This is a genomic window from Bradyrhizobium sp. PRIMUS42, from assembly GCF_023006515.1.
In the GTDB taxonomy this organism is placed as follows: domain Bacteria; phylum Pseudomonadota; class Alphaproteobacteria; order Rhizobiales; family Xanthobacteraceae; genus Bradyrhizobium.
In genome coordinates this window covers 1-2,300 of the sequence record NZ_JALBGZ010000879.1, presented here as the reverse complement: position 1 = coordinate 2,300, position 2,300 = coordinate 1, and the positions used below count along the sequence as shown (strand labels likewise).

2 protein-coding genes and 1 pseudogene are annotated in these 2,300 nt (G+C 65.3%); 1 reads left to right on the top strand and 2 read right to left on the bottom strand.

Features of this window, described 5'->3' with window-relative positions; translation table 11 throughout:
* Positions 1 to 226, bottom strand: a pseudogene (locus MOV75_RS35090) (GlxA family transcriptional regulator); the annotation flags it as partial.
* A 95-nt stretch (positions 227 to 321) separates the two neighbouring features.
* On the opposite strand from MOV75_RS35090, the gene MOV75_RS35085 reads away from it, so the two are divergent.
* A complete protein-coding gene (locus MOV75_RS35085) occupies positions 322 to 1,008 on the top strand; it encodes a DJ-1/PfpI family protein (protein WP_246932164.1) in 687 nt (228 codons plus the stop codon).
* A gap of 502 nt (positions 1,009 to 1,510) precedes the next feature.
* Here the strand turns inward: MOV75_RS35085 and MOV75_RS35080 are convergent.
* Positions 1,511 to 1,918, bottom strand: a complete 408-nt coding sequence (locus MOV75_RS35080) for an NADH:ubiquinone oxidoreductase subunit NDUFA12 (protein ID WP_246932161.1) — start codon at positions 1,916 to 1,918, stop codon at positions 1,511 to 1,513.
* Positions 1,919 to 2,300: the final 382 nt, after the last annotated feature.

The following is a 2,300-nucleotide window of genomic DNA, read 5'->3' as shown; positions in this document are numbered from 1 at the left end:
CAACACCCGCGCCGCCCGCGACCACCAGCGTCGTGATCGCATTCGCCGACTTGAAATCACGCGCCATCATCTCGACGCCCGACGAGCTGCGCACCGGCCCGGCATTCAGCGCCAGCACGCGGAGCGCAAGCGGCTTGCCGGCGCAGCGTGCCGCGACCTCGAACACCGAGATCGGGCCGGCCGCGTCGAGCAGCTGGAAATCCGGGTAGATCAGGATGCCGATCATAGGCCATGTCCGAAATAGAGGGAATTATGCCATTTCAGACACAAAGGCAGCATGCCAATCTTCGCGCGTCAAGCTCATCTTTGGAGGACCTGCCGATGTCGCCACCGCTCCAGATCGGAATCCTGGTGTTTCCGCGCGTCACCCAGCTCGACTTCACCGGTCCCTTGCAGGTGTTTTCCATGGTGCCCGGCGCAAACCTGCACCTGATCTGGAAGCGGATCGAGCCGGTGCCGAGCGATTCCGTGCTCATGCTGACGCCGACCACGACGTTCGCGGATTGCCCGCAGCTCGACGTGATCTGCGTGCCAGGCGGCGGCGGCACCAACGACCTGCTTAACGATGAGGAGGTGCTCGCCTTTCTGCGCAAGCAGGCCGAGGGCGCAAAATACGTCACCTCGGTCTGCACGGGATCGCTGGCGCTCGGCGCCGCCGGCCTGCTCAAGGGCTACCGCGCCGCGACCCATTGGAGCGCGATGGAGATGCTCGGCCAGTTCGGCGCCACGCCGACCAGGACGCGCGTCTGCGTCGACCGCAACCGCATCACCGGCGGCGGTGTCACCGCGGGAATCGATTTCGCGCTGACGCTGGTGTCGATCATGATCGATCGCACCACGGCGGAAGCAATCCAGCTCCAGATGGAATACAATCCCGCCCCGCCGTTCAATTCGGGCTCGCCCGACACTGCGCCGGCGGAAGTGCTGGCTCTTCTCAGGGAGCGCGGTGCGCAGAACCAGGCGCGGCGGCTTGAAGCCGTCAAGCGTGCGGCTGAGCGGGTGATGTAGCGCGCGCCGATGCTCTCGCGTCGCGGACGCGGTGCGGCACGCAGTGACGCTCCGCAGAGCCGGGACCCAGAAGCTACACACGGTCCCTGCAAGTTGGGCCCCGGCTCTGCAGCGCACCGTCGAACAGACGCTGTGCTGCGTCCGGGGCACGAGACCTTCGTGCTGGTCCCTCAAAGAAAAAGGCCGCTCGGTTTCCCAAGCGGCCTTTCCTGCCTTACGGCGGCTGCACATTTCATCGGGCGATTTCGGAGCTTCCAGACCGGGGGCCTATCTCCCGATCGAGCCCTGGTCGGCGGCCGCTGCATTTCGGGACAGTCGCGAACTGTTGCCCGAACCGAACGCGATGGTCTCCCATCTCCGTAAGATGGGATCATTGAGCCGCATCGCCCGCGTTGGCGCAACGGCCCAGCAACCGCCGTCCCCGCTGTTCCCATTGTCCACAGCAAGGCGCGGCGGATGCGCATGCATCCAATTTGACGATGAAGATCGCGGAGGCCGAAGACTAGCCAGGCGTCCAGGGCTGATAGTCGCCGGTCGCCTTCGGCCGCTTGCCGCTGGCAAGGGTCGAGCCGGATGGACGATAGGCTTTTGCCGTGCCGGTGAGATTGGGCAGGTGCGGCTTTTCCCACTCGCGCGGCTGATAGTTGGCCTCGGTCGGCGGCACATCGACGACATGATGGATCCAGCCGTGCCACGACGGCGGGATCCGGCTCGCTTCGGCATAGCCGTTATAGACCACCCAGCGCCGCTCGAAGCCGAGGGTCGGATCGACTGCCCCGCCGCGGGTGCGATAGTAGAGATTGCCCTGCTCGTCCTGGCCGACCAGCTCCCCGTACCGCTTGGTCCAGAGTTGGGTGCCAAAAGTCTGGCCATTCCACCAGGTGAAGAACTTGAGGAAGAATTGTTTCATGCGGCAAGGGCCCTGCTTCGTCGGGCCCTGATGCCATCCGGGCGGCGAAATGTCCAGTTCGGCGGGGGCGGCGGCGCTCCTCCCCAAATGCGTGGCCGCGACACAAGCGCTGCCGCAAATCGGACGCGATCCGTTCATGCCGGGTACAGGGGTCGCGAGCGAGGCTTCCGGTCGCACGCAAACCGGCGTGATCCCAGGAACCCCAGCCCATTCATAGGGTTTGCTTCCGGGAAAGGAGTTTGACCATGAACAGTCTGAAATTTTTGAGCGTCGCCGCAGCGCTGGCGCTCGTTTTACCCATGACCTCCCCGAGCTTCGCACAGGGGCCCGGCGGCGGCGGCCGTGGGGGCGGTGGTGGTGCCCACATCGGCGGCGGTGGTGG